Origin of the sequence: Paracoccus albicereus, assembly GCF_024359525.1 — a bacterium.
GTDB classification, from domain to species: domain Bacteria; phylum Pseudomonadota; class Alphaproteobacteria; order Rhodobacterales; family Rhodobacteraceae; genus Paracoccus; species Paracoccus albicereus.
The window spans coordinates 1,014,267-1,036,699 of record NZ_JAKZEU010000002.1; the positions used below are offsets into that span (position 1 = coordinate 1,014,267).

General features: G+C 62.2%; 20 protein-coding genes. 4 read left to right on the forward strand and 16 right to left on the reverse strand.

Annotation, left to right across the window (positions count from 1 at the left end):
- Positions 1 to 158 precede the first annotated feature (158 nt).
- From MLD63_RS08415 to MLD63_RS08430, 4 genes are all read right to left on the reverse strand, one after another.
- Complete coding sequence (locus MLD63_RS08415) at positions 159 to 1,139, reverse strand: TAXI family TRAP transporter solute-binding subunit (RefSeq protein WP_255329409.1); 981 nt, start codon at positions 1,137 to 1,139, stop codon at positions 159 to 161.
- A gap of 182 nt (positions 1,140 to 1,321) precedes the next feature.
- A complete protein-coding gene (locus tag MLD63_RS08420; RefSeq protein WP_255329410.1) occupies positions 1,322 to 2,674 on the reverse strand; it encodes a sigma-54-dependent transcriptional regulator in 1,353 nt (450 codons plus the stop codon).
- Complete coding sequence (locus MLD63_RS08425; protein ID WP_255329411.1) at positions 2,671 to 4,530, reverse strand: sensor histidine kinase; 1,860 nt, start codon at positions 4,528 to 4,530, stop codon at positions 2,671 to 2,673. Before MLD63_RS08425 ends, MLD63_RS08420 begins: the two co-directional genes overlap by 4 nt.
- 116 nt (positions 4,531 to 4,646) lie before the next feature.
- On the reverse strand, positions 4,647 to 5,321 hold the full coding sequence (locus MLD63_RS08430; RefSeq protein ID WP_255329412.1) for a GntR family transcriptional regulator: 675 nt from the start codon (positions 5,319 to 5,321) through the stop codon (positions 4,647 to 4,649).
- Between the two features lie 142 nt (positions 5,322 to 5,463).
- Here MLD63_RS08430 and MLD63_RS08435 point away from each other — a divergent pair, with 142 nt between their 5' ends.
- Both MLD63_RS08435 and MLD63_RS08440 read left to right on the forward strand, forming a co-directional pair.
- Complete coding sequence (locus MLD63_RS08435) at positions 5,464 to 6,162, forward strand: aspartate/glutamate racemase family protein (protein ID WP_255329413.1); 699 nt, start codon at positions 5,464 to 5,466, stop codon at positions 6,160 to 6,162.
- A gap of 22 nt (positions 6,163 to 6,184) precedes the next feature.
- Complete coding sequence (locus MLD63_RS08440) at positions 6,185 to 7,537, forward strand: NCS1 family transporter (RefSeq protein ID WP_255329414.1); 1,353 nt, start codon at positions 6,185 to 6,187, stop codon at positions 7,535 to 7,537.
- Between the two features lie 164 nt (positions 7,538 to 7,701).
- Here the strand turns inward: MLD63_RS08440 and MLD63_RS08445 are convergent, their stop codons facing one another.
- The 11 genes from MLD63_RS08445 to MLD63_RS08495 all read right to left on the reverse strand — a co-directional run bounded on the left by MLD63_RS08445 (position 7,702) and on the right by MLD63_RS08495 (position 20,398).
- Positions 7,702 to 8,205: a DUF2243 domain-containing protein gene (locus MLD63_RS08445; RefSeq protein ID WP_255329415.1), complete on the reverse strand. Its 504-nt coding sequence runs from the start codon at positions 8,203 to 8,205 to the stop codon at positions 7,702 to 7,704.
- Positions 8,192 to 8,560 (reverse strand): SPW repeat domain-containing protein, encoded by a 369-nt coding sequence (locus MLD63_RS08450; RefSeq protein ID WP_255329416.1) that lies wholly within the window; start codon positions 8,558 to 8,560, stop codon positions 8,192 to 8,194. Before MLD63_RS08450 ends, MLD63_RS08445 begins: the two co-directional genes overlap by 14 nt.
- Before the next feature lie 55 nt (positions 8,561 to 8,615).
- A complete protein-coding gene (locus MLD63_RS08455; protein WP_255329417.1) occupies positions 8,616 to 8,903 on the reverse strand; it encodes an HIRAN domain-containing protein in 288 nt (95 codons plus the stop codon).
- Between the two features lie 110 nt (positions 8,904 to 9,013).
- A complete protein-coding gene (locus MLD63_RS08460; protein ID WP_255329418.1) occupies positions 9,014 to 9,859 on the reverse strand; it encodes a manganese catalase family protein in 846 nt (281 codons plus the stop codon).
- Between the two features lie 259 nt (positions 9,860 to 10,118).
- Positions 10,119 to 12,425 carry a glycosyltransferase family 4 protein gene (locus MLD63_RS08465; RefSeq protein ID WP_255329419.1) on the reverse strand — a complete coding sequence of 769 codons (2,307 nt, stop codon included), beginning with the start codon at positions 12,423 to 12,425 and terminating at the stop codon, positions 10,119 to 10,121.
- The gene (locus MLD63_RS08470) at positions 12,418 to 13,515 is read right to left on the reverse strand and encodes a zinc-dependent alcohol dehydrogenase (protein WP_255329420.1); all 1,098 of its coding nucleotides are present in this window, start codon (positions 13,513 to 13,515) and stop codon (positions 12,418 to 12,420) included. The genes MLD63_RS08465 and MLD63_RS08470 overlap by 8 nt, the downstream gene beginning before the upstream one ends.
- 10 nt (positions 13,516 to 13,525) lie before the next feature.
- Entirely contained in the window at positions 13,526 to 15,586 is a 2,061-nt protein-coding gene (locus tag MLD63_RS08475) for a glycosyltransferase (RefSeq protein WP_255329421.1), read from the reverse strand.
- Between the two features lie 26 nt (positions 15,587 to 15,612).
- The gene (gene glf / locus MLD63_RS08480; protein ID WP_255329422.1) at positions 15,613 to 17,994 is read right to left on the reverse strand and encodes a UDP-galactopyranose mutase; all 2,382 of its coding nucleotides are present in this window, start codon (positions 17,992 to 17,994) and stop codon (positions 15,613 to 15,615) included.
- Between the two features lie 164 nt (positions 17,995 to 18,158).
- Positions 18,159 to 18,647 (reverse strand): YciE/YciF ferroxidase family protein, encoded by a 489-nt coding sequence (locus tag MLD63_RS08485; RefSeq protein ID WP_255329423.1) that lies wholly within the window; start codon positions 18,645 to 18,647, stop codon positions 18,159 to 18,161.
- A 337-nt stretch (positions 18,648 to 18,984) separates the two neighbouring features.
- A complete protein-coding gene (locus tag MLD63_RS08490) occupies positions 18,985 to 19,596 on the reverse strand; it encodes a response regulator (protein WP_255329424.1) in 612 nt (203 codons plus the stop codon).
- Positions 19,597 to 19,696: 100 nt separating this feature from the next.
- Positions 19,697 to 20,398, reverse strand: coding sequence for a hypothetical protein (locus tag MLD63_RS08495; RefSeq protein ID WP_255329425.1), 702 nt, complete (start codon positions 20,396 to 20,398; stop codon positions 19,697 to 19,699).
- 171 nt (positions 20,399 to 20,569) lie between these two features.
- On the opposite strand from MLD63_RS08495, the gene budC reads away from it, so the two are divergent.
- The gene (gene budC / locus MLD63_RS08500) at positions 20,570 to 21,334 is read left to right on the forward strand and encodes a meso-2,3-butanediol dehydrogenase (RefSeq protein ID WP_255329426.1); all 765 of its coding nucleotides are present in this window, start codon (positions 20,570 to 20,572) and stop codon (positions 21,332 to 21,334) included.
- Between the two features lie 30 nt (positions 21,335 to 21,364).
- Positions 21,365 to 21,673, forward strand: a complete 309-nt coding sequence (locus MLD63_RS08505; RefSeq protein ID WP_255329427.1) for a hypothetical protein — start codon at positions 21,365 to 21,367, stop codon at positions 21,671 to 21,673.
- Between the two features lie 18 nt (positions 21,674 to 21,691).
- Here MLD63_RS08505 and MLD63_RS08510 read toward each other — a convergent pair whose 3' ends face one another.
- Entirely contained in the window at positions 21,692 to 22,204 is a 513-nt protein-coding gene (locus MLD63_RS08510) for a DUF421 domain-containing protein (RefSeq protein WP_255329428.1), read from the reverse strand.
- Positions 22,205 to 22,433 lie beyond the last annotated feature (229 nt).

A 22,433-nucleotide genomic window follows, 5' to 3' on the forward strand; every position in this document is an offset into this window, starting at 1 on the left:
TGCGAAATGGAACGGCGCCTGCATCGATCGATGCATCGGGCCATTGGCAGCCTCTCAGGGCTGCGAGACACGGTCGGAAAAGGGATGGCGGCGCCCGTGGCAGGGCGCACGCCTTTATCGCGTGGTGTTACTCGCCGCGAAGCTCGGCCGGGATCTTGTTACTCGCCGCGAAGCTCGGCCGGGATCTCGATCCCCGCCTCGTCGAAGTAGCGGACGGCGCCCGGGTGATAGGGCAGGAACGTGTTCTTGTCTGCGTTCTCGGGCAGCGTCTCGGCGGCGGCTGCGTGGATCTGGACCATGGCCTCGTTGTTCTCCATGACCAGCTTGGTGATCTCGTAGGCCAGACTTTCGGACATGTCCTCGGACGCGGTCGCGAAGTTCCACATCGCCACGGTCCCGTGTCCCTCGATCCCGGGATACATGTCGGCCGGGATATCGTAGGCCGAGACTTCGGGCATTGCCTCAAGGATCGTGTTGCGCTGCTCATCGGTAAACCCGAAGATATTCACCGGGTTTTCAGCCGCGATCTGCGAAAAGGCCGAGATCGGAACGCCGGCCGCAAATGAGAACGCGTCGATCAGACCGTCCTTCACCTGACCCGTCGCATCGCTGGCACCCGAATAGCTGACATTGGGGCTGACACCCAGCGCCTCGAAGAAGCGCGGCCAGTAGGTGGCGGCGGTACCACCCGCCGGACCGACAGAGACCCGCATCCCGTCCATCTTGGTCACGTCATCGATGCCGGACGACTGCAGGGCCACCGCCTCGAACGGGGTCTGGTACATCGGGAACAGCGCGCGCAGCTTCTTGTGCTCGACGCCGGGCGCCAGTTCGCTGTTGCCGGACCATGCCTCGAACGCCGGGCCCATGGTCAGCAGACCGATCTGGTGATCACCGGTCTCGACCAGGGTGGCGTTCTGGACCGGTCCCCCGGTTACCTCGGCCGAGGCGTTGACGCCCAGGTTCTGGCTGATCAGCGCGGCGAGACCGGTCCCGTAGATGAAATAGGTGCCGCCCTGGCTGGCGGTCCCGACAGTCATGCTGCTGGGCCAGTCCGAACGGTCGGTTTCCTGAGCAGCAGCCGGTTGAATGGTCAACAGCGCGGCGGTTGCCATAAGGGCGATGCGATAGGCTTGCATGGTTCTCCTCCCAAGATTTCTCTGATCCTCGGGTCGCGCCGAGGTACAGGGGGAAGAAGCAAGTCAGCAGTGCCGGTCTCAAGTCATGCTAGCGCCATCAACCTCGATTAATCCTCGCTGCGCTGCAGTATTGGGTGGAAATGGTGACATTGCCCGTCTCGACGCGTCCCCGTCGGCACACGTCAGTCCTCGATGTCGTCGGCGGAAGAACCGTACTGAGTCTTGTCGATGCCGTATTTCTGCATCTTTTCGTAAAGCGACTTGCGCGACAGACCCAACGATTCGTAGACGGGTTTCAGCCTGCCGTCATGGGCCAGAAGCGCGCTTGCGATCACGTTGCGTTCAAACCCCGCGACCTGATCGGCCAGCCGCATGGGCTGATCGCCATCATCTATGCCGGGCTGCAGCGCGACACCCAAAGCAACGCGATCGGCCGCATTCCGTAACTCGCGCACGTTGCCGGGCCATGGGCGGGCATTGATGTCGGCGATCTGGCGCTGGGACATCGCGGGGGCGGCGCAGCGGTAACGTCCGGCCGCCTCCTGCAGAAGCTTGCTGAAGAGCAGTGGGATGTCATCGCGACGCTCCGATAGCGGCGGCACGTTGAGCGTGACCACATTCAGTCGATACAGCAGATCGGCGCGAAAGCGCCCCGCGGCGACCTCGTTTTCCAGCGAATGCCGAGAGGTGGCGATGAAGCGCACGTCCAGCGGGCGTTCCTCATGGGATCCAAGGCGGGTGATGACGCGCTGTTCAACGGCGCGGAGGAACTTGCCCTGCACCTCGATGGGCAGCGAGCCGATCTCGTCCAGGAGGATCGTGCCGCCCTGCGCATGTTCCAGTTTGCCGTAGCGTTCGCGCATCGCGCCGGCGAATGCTCCGGCGTCGTGGCCAAACAGTTCTGACTCGATGAGCGTCGTGGGAAGCGCTGCGCAATCGATCGCGATGAACGGCCTGGTCGCGCGGGGCGACAGGTCGTGAAGCGCGCGGGCGACGACCTCTTTTCCGACGCCGGTTTCACCGACAATCAGCACGTCCGCCTCGGTCGGACCGATGGTTCGCATCCGCCGCCGCAGGTCAATCATCCCATTGGTGCGTCCCACAAGCCGGTGCTCAAGATCATCGACCTGTCCTGCAGCAGCCCGCAGCACACGATTTTCCAGCAGGAGCCGCCGGAAATCCATCGCGCGGGATGCGATCTCGGTCAACTGACCCGTTCGAAACGGCTTTTCCAGAAAATCGTGCGCCCCTTGGCGCATCGCTCGAACGGCAAGCTGCACATCGCCATGGCCGGTGACAAGGATCACCGGAATTTCGGGATCGATCTCTGCAACGCGGTCCATCAGCGTCAACCCGTCCAGGTTCGGCATGCGTATATCCGTAACGACGATGCCCTTGAAGCCGTAGTTCAGAAGGCTCAGCGCAGCCTGCGCATCGGCGTGATCCTCGACCTCGAACCCGGCTAGATCGAGTGCCTGGACCATAGACAGACGGAAATCGTCCTCGTCGTCGATGACCAGAACGCGGCCCTTCATCGATGATCCCCTTCCCGACCCGTGGCGGCCCTCAATTCGATCTCGAACGTCGCGCCGTTGCCCGATGCGTCAAGCAAGCGCAGCTCGCCATCGAAATCGCGGATGATGTTGTAGGAGATGGACAGACCCAAGCCCAGACCATGGCCGACCCCCTTGGTCGAGAAAAACGGATCGAAGATCCGTTCGCGCAGATCGGCGGGAATGCCCGGTCCATCATCCTCAATCTTCAGCATGACCCGATCATCCGTCTTATTGCCCGTTAGGGTAATCGTCGCATCATCGGCTTCGGACAGGGCGTCCAGCGCGTTGGCCAGCAGGTTCACCAGCACCTGCTGCAGGCGCACCGGCTCGGCCACGACCTTCAGTCCTGACGGGACCGCGTCCGCGTCGATCCGCACAGCCTTGCCCTTCAGCCGCCAAGAAATGACCTCGATGCTTTCGGCGATCAACGCGGACAGATCGACCGGACCGAGTTGCTGACGCGGCTTGCGGGCAAAGTTGCGAAGGGTGCGGCTGATCTCTGTCATCCGGTCGGTCAGGGACAGGATCCGCGTGATGTTCTGACGCGCCTCGTCCGATCTGCCGCGCTCGATATAGCTTTCCGCGTTCTCGGCGAAGTTCCGCATCGCGCCCAGTGGCTGATTGAATTCATGGCTCAGCGCCGCCGACATCTGTCCGATCGCCGCCAGTTTCGCCGATTGGACCAACCGGCGCTGCGTCCTGCGAAGCTCGGTTTCGGTTGAACGACGCTCGCTGACCTCGTCGCGCAGACGCGCGTTGACCGAGGCCAGTTCCGCCGTGCGCCGTTCGACACGCGATTTAAGCTGAGCCTGCGTTTCACGTTGATAGCGTGCCAGTTCGCGCTGACGCGATCGACGCTGCATCAGCACAGCGATACCCAGTGTCAGCAGCGCGATTGCCAGGACCGCCAGCAGGACCATGGTCCAGGCCTGCGCGCGCGCCGATGCGGTGTCCACCAAGACGCGCACCGTCCAACCGGCATCCGGCATCTCTTGCGCGATAACCAGAAACCGCCGCGCACCACCCTGCGCGTCCACGGTAACGAGGTCCGCACCGTCGTAACGCCCCGTCACGCTTAGCGGCAGCACACCGATCGGCACCTCGGCGTAGCGCCTGATCGCTTGGGATCGCTGCAGGGCCTCGGCGCTGAGCGGTGACAGCGATGCATAGGCCCAGTCGTGCCGCGCCGACAGAAAGATGATGCCTTCGGGATCGGTGACGGTGATCTCGTATTCCGCCGCACGCCAGCTTTCTTCCAGAAGATCGAGATCGATCTTCTGCGCGATCACTCCGGTAATCTCGCCGTCGTCCCGGACGGGCGCTGCGAAGTAATAGCCGCGCCGCTGAGATGTCGTGCCAAGACCGTAGAACCGCCCTTCCCCGCCTGCCAGAGCATCAGAGAAATAGGGTCGATAGGAAAAGTTCTGGCCATTGAACGGCACCGCCGAATTGTAGTTGCTTGCGGCCACGGTCAGGCCGTCACGGTTCATCACGTAAAGGTCCGAAGATCCCAGAAGCGTGTTGATCGATGCGAGATACGCATTCGCGGCATCGACCCGCTCCGGGTCTTCATCATCTGAGACAACATCCTTCACCAACTCCTGCTGGGCCAGCAACTGCGGAAGTCGCTCATACCGCGCCAGCTCGCCCTTCAGCGTGGCGACGACCAGCCGCATCGTGTTCTCGCCGCGCGCCTTGCTGTCGGACAGGTAATAGTTCGTCAGCGGTCCGATCCCGATCAGGCAGACGCCCAGGCAAAGTGCGACACTGCCGACGAAAAACGGCACTTTGAGGTCCGTCGCACTCGCGCCGCGGCACAGCGCCGTCATGGTCATGAGATCGCAAGCCCTCGATCAGGAAGGTTTCAGCCACTTTAGTCGCTGGGGATCGGGCTCGCCAAGTCCGCCCCGCCCTCGACAGAGGGTGCGCTCACTCGGCGCGGAGCGGCCGCTTACGATCCGAAGATTTGGTCCTTCAGGCTGACAGTGACGGCAACAGGGCGCTCGAAATCGAGTTCGGCCTCGAGGCGGCGGAGATGTCGGTCAGTCAGATCAAGCACCAGCGCCTCATCGCGGGCGATCAGCGCATCGACGATGCCGGTGTGGTCATCGCAATGCGCGCAGGAATGCCCTTCTCGCGCATACATGCCGAGGATCAGCGTGCTGCGCATGGTCAGCTCTGCCAGAAACCGCTGCAAGACTCGGTTGCCTGCGAGTTCGGCCAGAAGCATGTGGAAATTTTGCGAACTGCGAAGCTCTGCAGGTTTGTCGCGGCGCGAACGGGCAAGGTTCTCGGCCGCGATGCTGGCCTTGAGGCGGGCGATCCCATCGGCGTCGATACGCTTCACCGCCTGACGGGCGATCGTGCGCTCGATCGCACGTCGCGCCTGAAAGATCTCGCGCGCTTCGTCGGCGGAAGGCGCCGCCACGAAGGCCCCGCGATTGGGACGCAGTTCAACGACATGCTTGGCCTCCAAAGCGGCAAGGGCCCGCCGGACATTGGCACGATTGCAATTGAAAAGAACGCTTAACGCTTGTTCGCCAAGCTTCGCACCGGCGGGTAGCCGTTGCTCGGAGATCGCGTCGATGACGGCACCGACAATGATGGTTTCGGGCTGTGCATCCATGGCAGCGGTCGGGACCTTGAGATCGGGGTTCTGCAACGGGCCGAACGTAGGGTTTGGCGTGAAGTCAAACAAGCGTCACAACGGACCGTTGACTTGTCAACATATATTGTTAACAATCAATGTCAACGAATCGAGGGGTATCATGGAAATACTGGTCGTAAATCCGAACTCGACGATATCGATGACGGACAAGATCGTCGAAGCCGCCCGCAAGGTGGCGAGCAAAGGAACCAACATCCACGGTGCGACCGGCGCCGGTTCACCAGCCAGCATCGAAGGACATTACGACGAGGCGATGTCCCTGCCCGGTCTGCTCGCCGAGGTGCGTCAGGCGGAGGCACGCGGCATCGACGGGATCGTGGTTGCCTGTTTCGACGATCCCGGCATCGCCGCGTGCCGGGAACTGGCCAGCGGACCGGTGCTTGGCATCTGCGAAGCAGCGGTCAAGGCGGCATCGATGCTCGCCACGTCGTTCTCGGTCGTGACGACGCTGCCCCGCTCGGTGCCGGTGATCGAGCATCTGATCCACGGCTATGGCCTGTCGCATCAGTGTCGACGCGTCCGTGCAGCCTCGATCCCGGTTCTGGCGCTGGAAGAGCCGGGATCGGAAGCGCGTGACAAGGTCCGCGACGAAATCCGTCGCGCGATTGCAGAAGATCACTGCGAGGCGGTCGTGCTGGGATGCGCCGGCATGGCCGATCTGACCGCGTGGCTCAGCGAAGAAACCGGCATCCCGGTGATCGACGGGGTCAGCGTGGCCACGCGAATGATCGAGGCGCTTGTCGGCGCCGGACTGAAGACCAGCAAGATCAACGGATATTCATTCCCCAACACAAAGTAGCACGTTCAGGGAGGAGAGGACGATGACGACGCTTGATACGGTGCAGGAGGGCACCGCGATCGATCACAAGGCGATGGGCGAAGAAAGCTTGGCGCCCCAGCAGACCCGGATCATGGACCCGTGGTCCTACCTGTTCGCATGGCTCGGCGGTTGCGTGTCGATCGGGACATTCACCATCGGCTCGGGTCTGGTCGGCACGCTGAACCTGCTGCAGACCTTTGTGGCCATCGCCATCGGATGCACGGTCATCGGTCTTGCGCTGATGATCAACGGTCAGGCTGGCCACAAATATGGCATTCCGTTCATGGTTCAGGCGCGGTCCGCCTTCGGGTTCACCGGGACGCGCATTCCGGCACTGGTCCGGTCCGTTCCGGCCATCGTCTGGTTCGGCTTTCAAAGCTGGATCGGCGCAGGCGCACTGAACCTCGTGTCGGAAACGATGTTCGGCTATTCCAACATCTGGGTTTTCTTCATCGGTTTCCAGGCGCTTCAGATCGGCCTTTCGGTGCTGGGTTTCCACGGTATCAAGTGGCTGGAAAACATCGGCTCTGTCTTCATCATCGGGGCGCTGGTCTACATGTTCTTCAGCGTCATCAACAAGTACGGTGCCGAGATCAGCGAGAACCTGGTCAACGTGGAAGGCACCTGGGGTGCGCCCTTCTGGGGTGCGACAATGCTGTTTCTGGGCATCTACTCGACCATGATGCTCAACGTGTCCGACTATTCGCGAGAACTGCGCCACAGCGTTGGACCGGTCCGGCAGGTCGTCATCTATGCAAACTCGATCCTGCCGGCGACGCTGTTCATGGGTTTGATCGGACTGATGGTGTCAGGCGCGACGGGCGAGGTCGATCCGATCAAGGTCTTCTCCAGCGCCGTGGACAACAAGCTGCTGCTGGTCGTGACGCTGCTGTTCATCGCTTTCGCGCAGGTCACGACGAACATTCTCAACAACGTTGTGCCGCCAGCCTACGCGCTGATGGATGTCTTCAAGCTGAACTTCAAGACTTCGGCCGTGGTCGTGGGTCTGCTGGCGTTCGCGACCTTTCCGTGGGAACTGGTCAAGGATGAATCGGCGGACGGGCTGAACCTGTTCATCCGAACCTATTCGGCATTCCTTGGCCCGATCTTCGCGATCCTGGTCGTCGACTACTTCATCCTGCGCAAGCGCGAGCTGAACCTGGAGATGCTTTACGATCCCGAGGGACCCTATCGCGGCGTCAACATGGCGGCGATCATTGCGATGCTGGTGGGCATCGTCTTCGCCCTGATCTTCTCGGGCATCTCGTGGTATGCGAGCCTGCTTCCAGCGGGCGTCAGCTATTACCTGCTGATGAAGAACCTGCCCTCGGCCCGCCGCTTCCTTGAAAACTGAGGTCCGCACACTCGGTGAAAGGAAAGTTTAAAGTTCATGCGGCCGCGGCGTGCGAAGCACCGCGGCCGTTCGACGTCTCCACACCTTTCTGGCCATGGCTACTCGGGGTGCGCCGCCGCAGCGGATATCGAACCTTTGATCTCAGCGGCGCCCATTCAACGACCTCACTGGCCATTGCGACGCCAAAGCAACAACCCCACGCCCAACAGCGCGGCGCCCAGCAGCAGAAAGCCGATATCCCAGTAGATCCACTGAGGCTCTGGTACGGTCTCGTTCACGTGGTGCAGACCCAGGATCTGATGGTTCACGATCCCTTCGACGAGATTGAAAAGACCGAAACCGAACGACAGCATCCCTGCGAGAAGGCCGCTCGACCACCGAAGATGCGACCGACGGGCCGAACGCCAGAGAAGCACCAGTCCGACGATGACAAAGACGTAGGTCGTCGCATGAAACAGGCCGTCGAAGAGCGTGTTCCACCGCAGCCCTTCTATGGTGCTGACGTCGAAGCCAGCGCTCGACGCCATGTGATGCCATTGCAGGATTTGGTGCAGGACGATGCCATCGAAAAAGCCACCAAGTCCCAGACCGAAGAAGACCCCTGCGGCAGAAGGGAATTCGGCCCGGGCAGCCTCCTGACGAAGGCTCTCGTTGTCAGGACCGAACATGGACAGGGACGGCGCCTCGACGATCGGTCATGAAAACCACACCGATCTCAGCAAGGCCGACGATGACATGCGGCCACCAGATCAGTTCGGCGAAGCCGAAAAGCCAAGGTGAGAGCAGCAGGAAAAGCCCGCCCACCAGATCCAGCGCAAGGTGAAGATTGAACGGTATCACCTTCGCCACCGACAAATCATAGCTGGTCAGCAGGCTGTAGACGATGATCGAGATGCCGAGCAGCATCGGAACCCATTGCGCTGCCCCGCCGGTTGCAAACCCAAGCAGAAACGGGGCGAGGATCAGAAGCACGCCCACCACATAGTCGATCACGCTGTGTGCGCGAACGGAAATCTTAGCCATCGGATGGCTCCTTTCAAACTTAACTGAGCTGTCGAGACGCGGCAGCCTTGTGCACTCAGACCGCAACCTGAATCGTCAGACCGACATGCGGGCGAAGGCTGTGCCGAACCTCCGCAACGCCAGCCGCAAGTGGCACGCCAGCATCGAGCAGGTTGGCCAGCGACTTGTTGTCCGCCCGCGGCACGTAGCCGAGCTTTCGCTCGTCAAGCGTCCAGACCGAGACTGCCCTTGGATCATAGTCATTGTCCGCCTCACGTCTCAGGTGCAGAGACTGACCAACCGCGATCTGGCTCAAGGTGCCTGCGGCGGCATAACGTTCCGCCCCCACAAGATACGTCGTCATCAGCGGTATCGCGGTGCCAAGGCCTGAGGCTGCCGATCCGGTTGGAAGCCCGGCCAGACCGGCGGCGCCAGCGCCGCCGGCCCAAGCCAACATCGATCTGCGTGTCGCGATCATTTGTTCTGATCCTCTTCAGGCAACTGCGAGGTCTGGGGAAAGGTCGCAGGGCTTCCAGGCCCCAGGTCGGGCACTTCACCCATGGGCTCCATCGGGCGGATGCTGAACGTACCGCGACCGTCGATCGAGGCGCCATCGCTCCACCGGCCCCGGGGTGGCTCTGCGCCATCAGCGGCGAAACCGAGGAAGGCGTAGCTGAAGTCCTGATTTTCCTCTTCCTGCGGGAACGAGTTCGGCACCGGCGCCTGAGGCCTTTCAGCCTCCAATTCCTCGATCACGGCGAGCCACTGGTTCTGGTGCATCGTGTCGCGTGCGATCAGATAGGCCAGCATCTCGCGCATCCCGGAATCGCCGGTCATGTGATACAGCCGCGTGGCCAGCGTGCGACCCGTGCCCTCGGCGGTGATGTTGGCGTACATGTCGCCGGCGATGTTGCCCGAAGCGTAGATATGGCTCATGTCGAAGGGTACCCCATCGGCATCGACCGGCAGCGCCGAAAGTCCCGCCGACAGGAACTGACGGAAATTGCGCCCGCCCATCACCGACCCGACAGCCGCGTCCTGCGCACCTTCCTCCTGAAGTTTAAGCGGCGCGCCTTCGAGATTCAGCGCGACCGCCGTGGCAAGCATCTCGATATGCCCAAGCTCCTCGGCGGCGGTGTTCAGCAGAAGATCCCGGTATTTGCTGGGACCGCGCATGCCCCAGGCCTGGAACATGTATTGCATCGCAACGCGGATCTCGCCCTCGATGCCGCCGATCGCCTGCTGAAGCGCCCTGGCGAAGGTCGGATCCGGTGTCTCGACGCGCACCGGGAACTGAAGCTTGTAATCCGTATAGAACATGGTTCCTGCCCTTTCATGGTCATGCTGGTCCCCGCCGGCGCGGATCTGGCCCCGGCGTGAGGGTCCTTGAACAAGGGTTTGGGCAGAATGTTCCTGTCTTTTGTCGGGCGCCGAACCAGAATGGCAGTGCGGCGTCGCTGATGGTTCTGGCTGACAATCGACCGTGCACTGACGACCCGAAAGGATCGCCCGATCCTCGTCGCGGCGCCTGCTGCTGACTTGTCGGGCGTCTCTGTTCCGTAATCGGCGCCAGAAGCGCTCAAAAGACGCCCGTGGCGAGACCCCGGCGGACCGCGTCTGCCAGTCCGGGATCGACCTTGCGGCGCCCCGCTACAGACGTAGCGTCGAGCAAACCGTTCGGGCACAGCCTGTCATCGTCCCAGCCGGGATGGTTGGCGATGGGATAAAGACAGACACCCTCTACCGGCACACCCCGCGCTCTGGCTCGCCTGGTTTCGGCCATCACGTAGTCGAACCACGGACCACGCCGAGCGCCCTCGGTCCCTGTCTCGGCGAGCAACAACGGGCGGTCGTATCGCGCGCCGACCTGTACAAGCAGGTCAGAGAGCGGACTGTATTGCGGGTGATCCACGTCGATCGGTGTGCCGGCGTGAATCCACTGGTTGTTGAAGTAGTAGTTCAGCCCGACAAGATCGAGCCATTCCTCGGCACCGCCAATCTGCGGCCAGATCCTGCCCGCGACGAGATCGAAGGCCTGAAACTGCGCATCATGATGGCCCTGAGCCTCCCAGAGAGGGCGGCCGGTGCGATCGGAATGGTGAACGGCGATGAGGGGCTCTGCCATCAGAAACCGCGCGCGCGGATCGATGGCGCGCAGTTCCGCGGCGGCGGCAAGCCAGGCGCGGGCAAGCTGTACCTTCAACTCGAATCCACGCCCACTGGCGAACGGGTTCAGATAGCGTGCATCGCCGCCGGCCCAGCTAAAGAAGCTGATCTCATTCACCGGACACCACATCGGGACCGCATCGCTCAGATCGCGAACGTGAAGACCGACCGCACGTGCAAAGGCTGCGAAACGCGTTACGAAAGCGGAAGACCAGATGTCGAGATCGTCGGGCCAACCATAATGCAGCAGGTCCCAGATGATCTGCGCGCCGGTGTCCCGCGCCGCTTTGACCATCGGTGTCAGGCTGGAAAAATCGTAGCGGCCAGCGGACGGCTCGACCAGATGCCAGCGCACGCCGTCACGGCAGGCGCGGATGTCAAGCGATCCCAGTTGGCGATAATCCTGCGCGGCGTGGACGTCATGTTCCGTCGCCTGCAGAAGATCCAGCCGCCGGCCGTCGCGCCGTCGATGGGTCGAACTTTCCCAGCCTGCCAGGATGACGCTGTCAAAGGTCGATGGCGCCGGGGCGGCCTGTCGCTCGGCCAAGACTTCCGAGATCAGGGTTTTCCATTGCGGCACAACGATTGCGGCGGAATAGGTCTGCTCGACGTGGGCTCGGAGGCCATTTCCCAGCCGGGCGCGAAGGGCAGCGTCCACGATGAGACGCCGCATCGCGGCAGCCACGGCTGGCGCATCCTCGTGCGGAACGAAAAGACCCGTCTCCTCATCGCGGATCTGCTGCAGCGCGCCGTTGTCAGGCGTCGCGATGACCGGCAGACCCGCGGCGCCCGCTTCGGCGATGACATGGGGCATGCCCTCGCCGCGCGACAGCCAGCACATCGCGTCCATCGCCATCAACAAATCGGGGACATCGGCACGATCGCCCGTAAAAGTGATGCAACCTGCCAACGGTTCGGCCATCCGGCGCAGATCGTGCGCGTAATCGGGCATGAACGCATCCGGCCCACCAACGACGATGAACCGCGCCTGTGGGAAGTCGGCACTGACCATCAGGGCTGCAGTGATGAAAACCTCGACCCGCTTCTTGCGATCCAGGCGACCGACCCAGCCAATCAGTACCTGGTCCTCATTCACGCCGAGCGAGGCACGCGTCGCACGACGGCGGGATGGATCGAACTCATCCAGATCGACCATCGACGGGATTTCCAGCGCATGATGCGGTCGGCCGGGCATCCGGGCGGCCGCTGCAGCGCGGATCGACTCGCAGACGCCAACATAGCGTGTGGTGTGGTGTTTCGGTCCGGCAACCGCTTCGCTGACCAGACCGCCATGTTCGATGAGTGGTGGACGGACCGCCATCCCGTTCAGTGCAGGATAGATGTCGGCGACGTTCTGAGAAGAAATCACGATATCCGCACTGCACAATTTGCGGCGAACATAGTCCACCGTGTCCTCGAAGCTAAGCGTGTAGGCGGTGGTGTCGACATGGACGCCGAGGTCGCGCAGTTGACGATGGCTCTGGTCGGGCATCCATTCCTTGCGGAAACAGGGCAACACCTCGATCCGGTAGCGGCTGCGGTCTAGCGTCCGTGCGAGCAGACGGACTTCGGTTTCCTCACCGCCGACGACGAGCCAGGCAAAGACCCACAGGATGCGGATCTTGCCCGCGTCCGGATGAGGCTCGGGAATGTGACCGGATGCGAGCGTCTCGATCGCCCGCGCCTCCTCGCGTTCGCGTGCGCTTGCCGTGTCATTCATGGGCGAAGACCACCTGCATGAAATCGGGGCGCTCGGCGACCAGCCGGCGAAGGAAGCCTGGCGCGTCGTCGAAAGGAACGACATGGGTGATCATGTGCTGTCGGATCAGGTCGCCTTCGGCCTTCAAAAGGCGGATGGTTTCCCGCGCCAGCCGGCGCTGATCCCAGGCGTGGGCGACGACGCGCGGCATCCGGTTGATCTGCGCGCACCGGATCGAAAGCCCGTTGTGGTGGAATTCCTCCCCCAACCTCAGCCCGTCCATGCCGCGTTGATAGAAGGAGAGGTCGATTACCGTCCCTTGCGGCCGCAGGGCCTGTAGGCACCGGTGAAGGCTGTCGGCGCGCGCACGGGTCTGGAAGACGTATTCCGCCCCACGTCCGCCGATCTTGTGGGACCAGGACTTGGCATGGCCGATCGCATCCTCCTCGCCCATCGCCTGAAAGCCCATGGCGCGTGCGATCTGCTGGCGGAAGGGTGCCGGATCGACGACGATGATATCGCTGGCGCCACCCATCCGCGCGAACAGCGCGCAGAACAGGCCGACCGTGCCGCCACCCCAGACGATCACCGGTCGCCCCTCCACCCCGGCACCGAGGAAGGGCACAGCCGCGCCGAACTCCTCGGCATCGGCATGAAGAAGACCGTTGGCGGCAATCGGACCCATCTGAGCCACGAAGATGCCCAGAATTGGGTCGATCCCTTCGGGCAACTTGAGCAGAAGGTCGTGGGACGGATCGGCCATGTGGCCCGTCTTGTGACCGAACGACGCGGCGACCACGTCGCCCGTGTCGAACCCTGCCGAGCGCGTGTCGATGACCCGCGCGGCCTCCATGTAGCCCATGAAATTGACGGGATAGTGCGCCGACGCTTCACCCGGAACGAACAATCCCCGTGCATCGTCCCAGCGACTGTGAAGATAGGGGTTCGTGCCCTTCATGAATGTCAGCTCGGTCCCCGCCGACAGCCCGGTGTAAAGCAGGTCCAGGCGCACCTGATCGTCCCCGGCAGGGCCTTCGTCGTAGTTGAAGAAATAGGGTTCGAGCGGTTCTCTGAAGCCGATCGAACGGATGGTGCGATGCTGGTCTGGCAAGATCGGGGCTTTACGCAGAGGCTTGACGAAAGATCGGCTGCGGGTCAGCCCGCAGCCCCTCCATCTTCACAAGGTTTCCAGTCTGGGCCGAACGCGTCACCGCCAGCGCCACGCGGTGCGTTTCCAGCGCCTCGGCATAGGGACAGCGTATGCGATTTTCGCGACCCATCACGGCTTCGATGAAATCCCGATCCTCGCGCCAGACAGGGTCGCCCGACGCATGCTGAACCGGCCGTCCCTGCCCAATATCGACCATCAGATCATGGTCGGTGATTTCCAGCGCCAGTGCGTCGCAGAAGACATGCAGCCCGATGCGGTGGTTCCAGCGCAGCAGGCTCGTGGCCCCGAGATTGGCGATTGCCCCGCTTGCAAAGCGCAAGGTCGCCGCGGTTGCAGTGGGAACATCCAGGCCCGGAAAGTCCGCACGATCTCGGCGGCTGTCCATCCCGAATGCTTCAATGACATCGCCGGCGAGAAATCGCGCGGAATCGATGATGTGGGTCGCCTGTTCAACGATCTGCCCGCCCGACCGATCTTCGCGCCACCACCATTCGGGTGGTGGCGTCTGGTCGATCCAGAAGCCCTGGATCAGATGGGCCGGGTTGTTCTCAAGGTGGCGACGCGCCTCGTCCATCGTGTCCAGATAGCGCCAGTGATAGCCGACTGCCGTGATCAGACCGGCGGTTTCGACTTCGGCCGCGATCTCCTCGGCCAGTTGCAGATCCAGCGACAACGGCTTTTCGACGAAGAACGGCAAGCCCCTCGCGATGCACGCCCTTTCGGCGGCGCCATGGGCGAAGGGCGGCACGCAGATGTAGACCGCATCGATCTCGGCCTCGGCCAGCATGGTTTCATGGTCATCGAAGGCGGTCGCACCCATCCGTTGCGCGGCGTCTTCCGCCCGTCGTCGATCAGGATCGGCGACGGCCACTACGCGAACGTCAGTCATGGTTTCGAGAACCCCGAAATGGCGTTGTGCGATGCCGCCCGCGCCGATGAAGCCAAGTCTGACCCGATCCATATGTCCCTCGTTGTTGCGACGCTGCCAGGCGGCGCGCCAGATTTGGATGGTGTCCGCGGCCATCCGGTCCGCAGTAAAATATCGACCCAGTCGTTCCTGCTGCCTCGCCGCCACCCGGCGACGATGCTCTGGGTCTTGCAGGGCGTCAGACAGCGCAGACGCCAGCGCCCGGCTGTTCCTTGGCGGCACAAGCCAAGGATGCTCGGGTCCAAGAGCCTCGGTCGTGCCGCCAATACGGGTCGCGACGACAGGAAGGCCGGCGGCCATCGCTTCCAGCACGACGAGCGGCAGACCTTCGAAGTCCGAGGCGAGGACCAGCAATGTCGCGTTTGCCATCAGCGTAGGCACGTCACTGCGCGGACCGAGGAAGCGAACCGCATCGCTGACACCGAGCCTGCGAGCGAGTCGCCGAAGCGAGGGCTCCAACGGGCCTGTTCCAGCAAGCTCAAGCATCGCTTCAGGATGGACCCGACGCAGTCGCGCGAAGGCCGTCAGCAGCGTCGCGTGGCGCTTCTGCGTCGTGAAGCGACCGACGCAAAGGATGGTCGCGCCGACGTGATCTCGCCTGTCGATCGGGTGATGCGCGATGCCGTTCGGGACGGCCGCGACCGGAAGGCGCGGACCGTTCATGCCGGACAATGCACGCCGCCAGCCCGCAGCCGCGTCCCGTGACACGGCGATCACGGCATCCACGTCCTCCCCCGCATCAGCATATTGGGCGATCTGAGCGGGATCGGTCAGCAGCCACGGCAGATGCTCGGTGCGGATGACCTTGGCACCCTGGCGCGCAGCGGCGCGGGTCAGGCCATGACCCTCCCACCCGATGCCAGCATGGACGTGCACGATCTTCGCCCCGGCAAGCGCATTGTCCCAGCTATCGGACCGGACCGCTTGCGCCGGAAGGCCCATCGCCGTTGCCTCGGTCGTCAGCCGGATTCCGGCCGGATGATCCGGAAAGGCCAGCCGCACATCGACCCCTTGCGCGGCAGCCGATGCCCCTAGGCTGAGCATGTGCCGGCCGACACCGGACGGGTCGGGGCTGTCCGTCACCAGTAGCACTGGCGGCAAAGGCGTCGTCATTTCGCGCCAGCCAGAACCTCGGCCGCCGGCAACTGCGCGACCATGCGCCGATGGATGGCAAGCGCCTGACCGACAACCTGATCCATATTGTAGTAACGGTAGCTGCCGAGACGACCGGCGAAGATGACCCCGGGCTCAGCATCAGCCAATGCCTGGTAACGCTTGAAAAGCGCCTGATTTTCAGGCCGCGGGATCGGGTAGTAGGGATCACCCGTATCAGACGGTATCTCGTAGCTGATCGAGGTCTGCGGATGGACCTGGCCCGTCAGATGCTTGTATTCGGTGACCCGCGTCCACGGAACATCCGGCGCCGGATAGTTGACGACGCCGACCTCCTGGAAACGGCGCTGGTTCAGGGTTTCGTGCCGGAATTCCAAACTGCGATAGGGCAGCGGCCCGAAGCGATGGCCGAAATAGGTGTCGATCGGACCGGTATAGATCGTCAGCGGGGCGCGATCCTGCACCGGCAGGCTGTGGAAATCGACGCCGAGCGCCAGATCGATCCGCGGATGGTCCAGCATGTTTTCGAACATGCGCGTGTAACCCTCGGTCGGCATGGCCTGGAAGCTGTCCGTGAAATAGCGATCGTCGTCATTCGTGCGGGTGGGAACGCGGGCGGTGACGGTCTTGTCAAGCTGGCTGGGATCAAGCCCCCATTGCTTGCGGGTGTAACCTTCGAAAAAGGTTTCGTAGAGCGTGCGCCCCACCGCGTTCACCACCACGTCACGGGCGGTTCGCACCTCGGCAACCGGCTCTGCCTGAGCAGCAAGAAATGCGCTGACTTCGTCATCGCTTGCCATCGATCGTCCATAGAGCGCGTTCAGGGTCGTGCGGTTGATGGGCATCGGAAGACGCTGTTCACCCACCTGCGCCAAGACCCGGTGTTCATAGGGACGCCAGGTCGTGAAGCGCGACAGATAGGCCACCACCTCGTCGCTGTTGGTGTGGAAGATGTGCGGGCCATAGCGGTGGATCAGAATTCCCGCCGCGTCGCGACAATCGTACGCATTCCCGCCGATATGGTCGCGGCGATCAACCACCAGGACACGACGACCGGATGACTGCGCCAGACGCTCGGCAAGCACGGCACCGGCAAATCCTGCACCGCAGATCGTCACATCGTATTGACGCGCACCGCGTCGGATTCCAGGCGCGCCAAGCCGGGGCGGGGATGGTCTGATCGTTTTACGCCGTGCTATCGCCTCTGCGACGTGACCGCGCATCCTCGCAAACGTGGTGTCCCAGCTGAGCGAGGCGAGTGCGGCATCCGCCTGTGGCCGCCAGCTTTCGGGATTTCTGGACTGGTCCAAGGCCGCTTCACAGGCGCGAATGAAGGCGGCAGGCCCTTGGGCGATGTGGACACCATCGAGCTCGCCATAATGACGAACCACGTCGCGGATAGGTGCGGACACGACCGGCTTGCCGGCTGCCAGATATTCGGGCGTCTTCGTCGGGCTGATGAAGCGTGTAGCCTCATTGATCGCGAAGGGCATCAGCGCCACGTCCCAACCCGACAGCCACGCCGGCAGATCAGCATAGTCCCGCTGTCCCACCCAGCGAATGTTACTGGCCTTCGGAAGGTCGTCCGGTGCAATCTTCACAACCGGACCAACCATTACGATCTGCCAGTCCGGCCTTGCGGCGGCGAGATCGCGGACAAGGTCGAGGTCGAGGCGTTCGTCGATCACACCGTAATACCCAAGCCGAGGGCCAGCGATCGCGGTCTGTTCAGTCGGTTGAACGGTGTCAGCCTGCCTGGCCGCGGCAAAATGCGCGACGTCCACCGAAGACGGGAAGGCGTGGATATTGTCATGGCGCAGCCGCTTGGCTTCCCAGATCGACCAGCCGCCCGTGAAGACAACGTCGGCGGCAGCAAGAAGCATGCTTTCGCGTTCAAGCAATTCAGACGGTGCGAATCGGAACGCCGACAGCTCGTCCATGCAGTCGTAAACGACGGCCGCGGCTTCGACATGGGATGCAACCGGCCACATCATCGGCGTGTAGAACCACAGAACCGGGCGCCGAATTCCGGTCAGCGTCAGCATCTGGTCCAGCAGGCCCGAAAGCGCACGGTCCTGTTCTGCGGACGACCATCGCGCGGGAACCCGGGGCCGCACGGCTTGCACCGACGTGCCATCGAACGCATGAAACTCGAGGTAGGGCAGATGGTGGTCGGTCGGAATCGCCTCTTCCCAGAACAGCACGCGGGTCTCTTTCGCGAAACGGCCCATCAGATGTTGAGGTCGCTGAAGCACGAAATCCCAGCGCAGATGTGAAAAGCAGATCACTGTCGATCCGGCGACCAGACCCTCGGCAGACATGATAGATTGCGGATCATCCGACGCTGACACTGCATTCAGCGGGCGGGAATTGTTCATGAAATGTTCCTTATTACACCAGGCACGGATGAGTCGTCACGTTTTCTGCGGATGAGGAGCCGCGGCGGGCCAAAGCAATGTTTTCGCTCTGGAAACAGCCCTTCCAGACCGACATGCGCCGCCAGCCGTCGTGACCGACCCTGACGGCGCGCGGGACGATCGCGTCAGCCCATGCTTTCGAGATTGCGCGAGCGTTCAGCAAGCTCGGTCATGAAATCATCGGACGCGTAGATGTTGTCGAGCGCGTCATCCAGACGGTCGGCAGCATCGTTCTCACCCAAAGCCTCGGCAAAAGCCTTCGCCGTGCCGAAACCGGCGATCCCGTAATGGCACATGCGCTGATACTGGGCGATGATCTGAACATCGAGCGCGGCACCTTCGAGATCACCATCAAGCGCGTGCTTGCGCGCTTCCTTGACCAGACCTTCCATGCCCTTGCAATGCTCGCTCTTCTCTTCGCCACCCGCGTCGCGCAGCAGGCCCCGAAGCATGTCGCTGTGTGCGTCGATGCCGTCCTTGGCGGACGACAGTCGGTCGGCGAGCTTGCGATCAGAAGCCTTGGCGGAAAGCGAGGACACCACATCGGACATCTGGTCGTTCGCCGACCACAGGTCCTGCAGTTCCTCGATGTAGAGATCTTTCAGCGTTGTCATGATCTGTTCTCCTGTTTCGTGAAAGGCACCTTAGGCGCCCCGGAGACGTCGCGCTTTGGCTTGGATTAATCTGCCCCTAGGCTCTCGCGCGGACGTCGACGGCCCCACAAATGGGGTCATCGGTCTTTTGTTCCTGATGGCGAAAAAGAGCGTGAGCCAGCATGCGCTGCCAAGGTAACGGCGCCCGGCACTTCGTGGCACTGTCACAAGCGAAAGCCCGCATCGGGGGCGAGACAGAACAACTCGGCGGCGATCCGCTCACTCCGTGATGGCCGAGGATGGAATGACTGCCGCGATGGTCAGCGATCAGGTGCTCGCCGCATCGGCGACACCGTGCTTACTGAAGATAGGTCGCAGCGCGGAGCCGGATTTCTTCTTCCAGCTTGCGCCTGAGAAGCTCACCGACGCTGGTCAGAGAACGACCCTTGTCAATCTCGTTGATCGCCTTGCGCACGGCCGCCTCGGCCAGCCGTTCGGCTGCATCCTTGTCAGGCATGCTCATCCGCGCACGGGCGAGCAGCTCCACGATCAAGTCCTCAGCACTTTCAACCGGGCAGATCGCCTTTGACTGAGCGTGAAGATCGTCAAGAAGCGGATGCGCGTGGCTCGGCTTGAAAAAAAGCGGATTGGTCGCGAACCGTGGTGGAAGCAGGCTCCGACCATAACCGGTCAGGAAGAGAAATGGCGTGTCGCGGTTCCTCAACGCGTCGGCGACCGCGAATGTGGTTTCATCGCCGACCTTGATATCCAGGATGGCCGCATCCGCAAATTCGACATAGTGGATCGCATCATCGACATCCCCGAACGGACCGACGACGTCGTCTCCGAAATCTTGGATCTCACCGACAAGTTTGTCGGCGATCATGAACTCGTCTTCTACTAGCAGTATCCGCATGTTGGCAGCCCCTTCGACACCGACCTTGATATCGAAGGGGCGCCACGCCTGCATGTTGACTTATGTCAGACGGCGGAATTCAGCCACTGGTTACAATCTTGATCGCCGCGCAAGTATGCGGCGAGACTCATTACTCCTGAACATCCGCGATCTGTCAGTTCGTGGTTCCGCTGGCCTCATCAGTGGTCGTTTCCGATGAGCCGGCGGCATGCTGGCGAACTGCGTCCATCGCTGTCATGTCGGGGCTTTCTCCGCAGAACGTGACGACTTCCTCGATCGGGATCTCGTAGAGTCCCGTAATGCGAACGACCTCTGCTTGCGTGTTGCTGGCCGCACCGCTGGCGTCTTGGCTCATTGCGCCATCAGTCGCCTCGCTGGACGATTGCGGCTCTATGCTGTCGGCCATCTCGGCGGCGGGCGCTGCGCTCTGCGCGTCCGAAGCGTCACTTTCAGCCTGATCCGTACCGGCGCCGGTGTCGGTACTGCCAGACGTCGCCGCGGTCGTATCGCCTTCCACACCGTTTGCCATCGTCTCGGCAACGGCATTACCACCTGCGCTCGACGATCCATTCATCTCGTCTGTCGAGCCTTGCTCGGCTTCCGACCCCGCGGATGCCGCACCGGCGTCGGACATCGACGCACCGCTTGCCTGGTGTCCTTCACCGTAACCCGTGATGAAATATAGGGCGCCGGGGATAAGCGCCGTGTCCATCGCGATGATCTCGGCGCAGGTCACGGTATCCGGGCTCTTTTCGCCGCTCGCTCCGGCGGTCGTGTCTGTCGATTGCGCGAACGCGGTGCCTGCAAGCAACGTGCAAAGCGCCGACGTGGACAGGATTTTGATCGTCGATGTCATGAAACATCCTCCGCTTGAGACAGCCGGAAGAATGGTCCGCAACGAGAAATGTTCCTGCATGAGGTGGAAATCGTCTTCTTCACGGGGATCGGCATTTCGAAATGTTTCGCAGGATCATTTCATCGTTCCGCGGGTTAGCCCTGCTGACAACATGAATGCAGGAGGCCGGACATGGGCCGCTTCACAGGCAAAACAGCAATCATCACGGGCGCGAGTTCAGGCATCGGCGAGGCGACGGCGCGACTTTTGGCAGCGGAGGGTGCGAACGTGGTTTTGGCCTCGCGTACCCGAAGCGAACTCCAGCGTGTCGCATCGAATCTGGATGGCGACGCCAGCCTGATCCAGGTCACCGATGTCAGTGTTGAGGGTGAGGTTCAGGCGCTGATCGACGCGTCTATCGAGCGTTTCGGGCAGATCGACGTTCTCGTGAACAACGCCGGGGTCGCCGTGCAGGGCGACATCACCGAAATCAGCACCGAGGATTATCGCAAGGTTACCGGTACGATCATTGACGGGACCTTTTTCGCTTGTCGCGCAGCCCTTCCTCACTTGGTCAAGACGGGCGGCGCGGTGGTCAACACCTCCTCTGTGTCGGGGTTGGGCGGTGACTGGGGGATGAGCGTCTACAATCTGGCCAAAGGCGCGATCAGCAACCTGACCCGCGCGCTGGCACTGGATTACGGTCAGCGTGGCGTTCGCATCAACGCCGTCGCCCCGACATTAACGCGGACCGGCATGACCAAGGACATGTTCGACGATTCCCGTCTGCTTGATCAGTTCATGGACCGCATTCCGATGGACCGTCCCGGCGAGCCCGAAGATATCGCCGCCGCCATTGCCTATCTCGCGTCACAGGACGCGCGGTTCGTGACAGGTGTCATCCTGCCCGTCGATGGCGGTCTGATGGCGTCGAACGGACAACCGAAACAGGCCTGAAACAGGCCTGAAACAGGCGAGGATCCTATCATGGCTGAACCGACGAAACCCAATACCGGCGCGCTGCGAGAGGCCATTGATTCAGGTCGCACGGCGGACAAGGTCGATCACCGGGACCCCGCCTCTGCCCCGCTGGGAACGGATGACGAGGCGTCCGGCCATCCCAACTCGCCCGAACAGGTCGAACGGGCGATGGAGCAGGAAGTCGTCTCCGAGACGTCTGATGAACCGAAGGAGGATCTGGACGATCAGGTGCGGGACGATCCGCGGAAGTTCTTCGTCTTCATCGGTCTTGTCGCAATCGCCGCGATCGGTGTCGTCCTCGTCGCGATCCTCTAAGCGCGCCGATCATTTCGCTCACGCGTCCAGGCATGGCCGCGCCTCGGCAGGCTTGGACGCATCTGCCGGAAGATCGCTTTTCCGGATGACGCTCATCTTCGCATCGGATTCCAAAATCACCCACTTGACCGAGTCCAGATCGAGGCAACCTGCCTGACGCGCGGCACTGAGGATCTCGGACCGTGTGACGCGCTCGCGGCGCATCGAGTCCTCGCAGAATGTGCCATTTTCGACGAGGATCGCCGGATCGGCGCGAATGAGATCCGAAAATCGGTTCGATCGTGTCGATATTTTCGTCACGACCCACTGCAGGCCCAACAGCACAGCGATGGCGGTCAGTGCCTGAAGGACACCGACATCCTTCAACAGCGCCCCCGACGACATGATCGAGCCGATCGAGACGGTGACGACCCAGTCAAAATTGTTCATCTGCGAAGTCGAGCGCTTACCGGACAGCCGGATGAGCACGACGATTGCGATATACATGGCTGCCGCCGACAATGCGACGTTCACCAGAAGCTCGATCTGCATGGAGGTCCTTTCAGTAGAGTGGCTCACCATCTCGCTGAGACCTTTCTCTCAGCGATGACAGCGTGGTCACGGCGAGGCGATTTTTGCCATGGCGCATTCGACATGCCATGAGGGAAAAGCATGCCAGGAGAGCGAATGCGCCGCAAACCGCCATGTCGCCGTGACCCACCGTCCGTCCCGAAACCCAGCCAGGACGAAACAGATACGGGCAAGAATGACGGACTGCGGA

Coding starts and splice junctions, on each gene's coding strand:
- MLD63_RS08490 (WP_255329424.1), bottom strand. CDS start 19,596: ATGCAGGCGTGGCGCCCCTTCGATATCAAGGTCGGTGTCGAAGGGGCT.
- MLD63_RS08505 (WP_255329427.1), top strand. CDS start 21,365: ATGGCTGAACCGACGAAACCCAATACCGGCGCGCTGCGAGAGGCCATT.
- MLD63_RS08495 (WP_255329425.1), bottom strand. CDS start 20,398: ATGACATCGACGATCAAAATCCTGTCCACGTCGGCGCTTTGCACGTTG.
- MLD63_RS08420 (WP_255329410.1), bottom strand. CDS start 2,674: ATGAAGGGCCGCGTTCTGGTCATCGACGACGAGGACGATTTCCGTCTG.
- MLD63_RS08440 (WP_255329414.1), top strand. CDS start 6,185: ATGACGACGCTTGATACGGTGCAGGAGGGCACCGCGATCGATCACAAG.
- MLD63_RS08425 (WP_255329411.1), bottom strand. CDS start 4,530: ATGACCATGACGGCGCTGTGCCGCGGCGCGAGTGCGACGGACCTCAAA.
- MLD63_RS08450 (WP_255329416.1), bottom strand. CDS start 8,560: ATGGCTAAGATTTCCGTTCGCGCACACAGCGTGATCGACTATGTGGTG.
- MLD63_RS08510 (WP_255329428.1), bottom strand. CDS start 22,204: ATGCAGATCGAGCTTCTGGTGAACGTCGCATTGTCGGCGGCAGCCATG.
- MLD63_RS08435 (WP_255329413.1), top strand. CDS start 5,464: ATGGAAATACTGGTCGTAAATCCGAACTCGACGATATCGATGACGGAC.
- MLD63_RS08415 (WP_255329409.1), bottom strand. CDS start 1,139: ATGCAAGCCTATCGCATCGCCCTTATGGCAACCGCCGCGCTGTTGACC.
- budC (WP_255329426.1), top strand. CDS start 20,570: ATGGGCCGCTTCACAGGCAAAACAGCAATCATCACGGGCGCGAGTTCA.
- MLD63_RS08465 (WP_255329419.1), bottom strand. CDS start 12,425: ATGAATGACACGGCAAGCGCACGCGAACGCGAGGAGGCGCGGGCGATC.
- MLD63_RS08445 (WP_255329415.1), bottom strand. CDS start 8,205: ATGTTCGGTCCTGACAACGAGAGCCTTCGTCAGGAGGCTGCCCGGGCC.
- MLD63_RS08455 (WP_255329417.1), bottom strand. CDS start 8,903: ATGACGACGTATCTTGTGGGGGCGGAACGTTATGCCGCCGCAGGCACC.
- MLD63_RS08430 (WP_255329412.1), bottom strand. CDS start 5,321: ATGGATGCACAGCCCGAAACCATCATTGTCGGTGCCGTCATCGACGCG.
- glf (WP_255329422.1), bottom strand. CDS start 17,994: ATGAACAATTCCCGCCCGCTGAATGCAGTGTCAGCGTCGGATGATCCG.
- MLD63_RS08485 (WP_255329423.1), bottom strand. CDS start 18,647: ATGACAACGCTGAAAGATCTCTACATCGAGGAACTGCAGGACCTGTGG.
- MLD63_RS08460 (WP_255329418.1), bottom strand. CDS start 9,859: ATGTTCTATACGGATTACAAGCTTCAGTTCCCGGTGCGCGTCGAGACA.